This window comes from Bacteroides sp. 51 (assembly GCF_010500965.1).
In the GTDB taxonomy this organism is placed as follows: Bacteria; Bacteroidota; Bacteroidia; order Bacteroidales; family Bacteroidaceae; genus Bacteroides.
Genome location: NZ_QVMI01000070.1, coordinates 1 through 2,719, shown reverse-complemented (window position 1 = coordinate 2,719; position 2,719 = coordinate 1). Strand labels below are relative to the sequence as shown.

At 43.5% G+C, this 2,719-nt stretch carries 2 protein-coding genes and 1 pseudogene; all 3 read right to left on the bottom strand.

Annotated features, from left to right (window positions below; genetic code table 11):
- Nucleotides 1-90 precede the first annotated feature (90 nt).
- Nucleotides 91-2,112: pseudogene (locus D0T87_RS23380) on the bottom strand (TraG family conjugative transposon ATPase); the annotation flags it as partial.
- Nucleotides 2,105-2,437, bottom strand: a complete 333-nt coding sequence (locus tag D0T87_RS23375; RefSeq protein ID WP_129733324.1) for a DUF4133 domain-containing protein — start codon at nt 2,435-2,437, stop codon at nt 2,105-2,107. The pseudogene D0T87_RS23380 and the gene D0T87_RS23375, both read right to left, overlap by 8 nt.
- A 23-nt stretch (nt 2,438-2,460) precedes the next feature.
- A complete protein-coding gene (locus D0T87_RS23370) occupies nt 2,461-2,712 on the bottom strand; it encodes a DUF4134 domain-containing protein (RefSeq protein ID WP_239063861.1) in 252 nt (83 codons plus the stop codon).
- Nucleotides 2,713-2,719: the final 7 nt, after the last annotated feature.

Here is a 2,719-nt window from a genome sequence, read left to right as displayed (position 1 = left end):
ACTGCTGACGAAACAGCAGGTTTAATCATTCTATTTCCAACCCGTAGAATGGAACGTTAAACAATCACTCACATGACTTACATGTCACAGCCATGCTTCTTCAATCAATATCATCTTACGGATGCCCTGCAAACGGCGCATTTTGTTGATGAACACTTCCATGATTATGATCGTTACGACGGGAAATAGGATTTTATGGTCTTTTATCGCATCTATCTCAAAGACAATGAAGCGTTTAGATAATAAATCCAGTTGCTTATCCGAGTTCAACAGGAAGTCGTATTCACCCCCGCGATAGTACGGCTCCAGTACATTCAGGAAATTCGCTATATCGAAGTCCTTTTCACGTACTTTCTTTTCTTCCAGTACCTTTTTGTAGTCATCACGGACAAACTCATAGAATGTGTTGAAAGACGGTATCAGTTTTTTATCGGTTTTCAACTTTTCTATATACTGGCTGACTGCATTGGAGAGGGCAACTTCTTCCGCCCGTGAAGGCGGCTCATTATCCCTTTTCCACAGGGTAAGGATCAGCGTTTTTATACTCTCACGCTTTTCAATATCGAAAACATTATCATCCGTGTAAAAAGGATTGAAAGCAATCGGATTTTGTTCCGTGTAAGTAAAATATACTCCATCCTGACCACCTGTGCGCTTGTTGATTAGGTTGCATAATCCCTGATAAGAGTTTCCTGTGTCCACCAAAACGATATGCGTACCCTGTTCGTAGTATTGGCGCACCATGTGATTTGTAAAGAAAGATTTGCCACTTCCCGACGGCCCAAGAATGAATTTATTCCTATTTGTAATAATTCCTTTTTTCATGGGCAAGTCGGAAATATCCACATGGAGTGGCTTACCTGAAACCCTGTCCGCCATTTTGATACCGAACGGACTGGGTGAACTCCGGTAGTTTGTTTCTTCCGTGAAAAAGCACAAGGCAGGTTCGATAAATGTATAGAACGCTTCTTCCGCAGGAAAATCCCCACTATTACCCGGCATTCCTGCCCAGTACAAAGTAGCGGCATCCACAGTATTGTGTCTGGGCTTACATTCCATAAGAGCCAACTGGCTACCTACGTCATTGCGGATATGTTTTAGTTCTTCCACATCATCACTCCACGCTATCACGTTGAAATGCGCCCTGATGGAAGTCAGCCCGAAGCTATGCGCTTCGTTTAGATACTGGTCGATCCACTCCTTATTTATTTGATTTCCACGACTGTACTTTGAAAGCGACTGCATATTCCTTGCACTCTTTTCAAACTTCCGAAGATTCTCCGCACTATCCTCAATAAATAAATACTGGTTGTAGATATGGTCGCATGAGAGAAGTAATCCTACCGGAGAAGCGAACGACAAACGGCAATCACTTCTATCGGTCGATAGTTTTTCATACCGCATATCCGTTCCAATACGTCCGGGCAGATCTTCTGCATCCGAAAGCGTATGCAGGCAAATATGTTTACTACCTACCCGAAGTCCGTCGGCACCCAGTTCCATATCCTGCAAGCAGGTGGTATCATCGAGCGACAAGGCGAAATACTTTTCAATAAGCCCTGCCTTTTCATCCGTTCCTGTAATCTCATCCGAACTGATACGGGTAAGCGTAATAAATCCGCTATCATTCATTATCCGTTCAAATTGCCCGACAGCTTCCAGAAACTTCACACTCGTATCCTTATTGACTTCTTTAGGAATAATGTTCCCACGACAAAGCGATGAGAAGTTGCTTTGCATTCTCATTCGCTCTTTCGTTGTTTTAGTCAGGAACAGGAAACATGAGTGATTCAGGAAAGGACGTTCGTTGAAGTGCTTTTCAAAACTGCGGGATAAGAAACTCATATCATCCTTATCAGTCTGTGGTTTGTAGGTTTCACGCACAAACCAATCTTGTTTATGCACCACACTGTATTCAGGAAGGACTTTTACTGCTTTCGTCCAGGACGAGTGTATCGCTTCATATTCCGTATTGGTTACTGTAAACAATTCCGGCAGCTCCACATAATAAGCGACCGTAATATCCGCATCCTTTGAAATGATGCAGTCATGTTCGACAGCCAGTAACGGGAACTTGTTTTCAATGGTAGATGCCTTCATTATATTACGCATATCCTACCTCCTTTCTTTTCCGTTTGAACAGGCGGTGCGGAGTTTTCCTGTTTATCAAATAGCGGGGATGCTGTTTTACAGCCATGACTTTCATTAAGCCATGTTCCCCGTATTTTGTATTCAGGTTAAAGGTCATCCATACCAATACCGATGCAGCGATTACACCGAAGCCGATACACACCCACTGATCCACGCCTGCCATATACATAATGACAAAGACAATGAATACGGCAAGCAAGCCTGCGGCAAATATGAAAAGGTATTGTGATTTTAAACCTTTGAACTCCACGCTTTTGCCTATCCCTTTGTTAATATTAAACTCCATAACTCTTATCTGTATGAAGCTGATTAAAGGAAGAAGGAGCGCAGGATGGTAGCGGCAACTATAAGAAATATACAGGCACCGAACCACGACGCGGCCGTTTTCGATGTATCGGGATCGCCGGAACTGAATTTTCCGTACACCTTTACACCCCCAATCAAACCGACGACCGCACCTATGGCGTATATCAATTTTGTGTCGAGTAGGTCAGCCCCATTACTGGGGCTTTCCCCTCTAAGAACCGTACATGAGAGTTTCCCCTCATACGGCTCAAGCAACGCATTG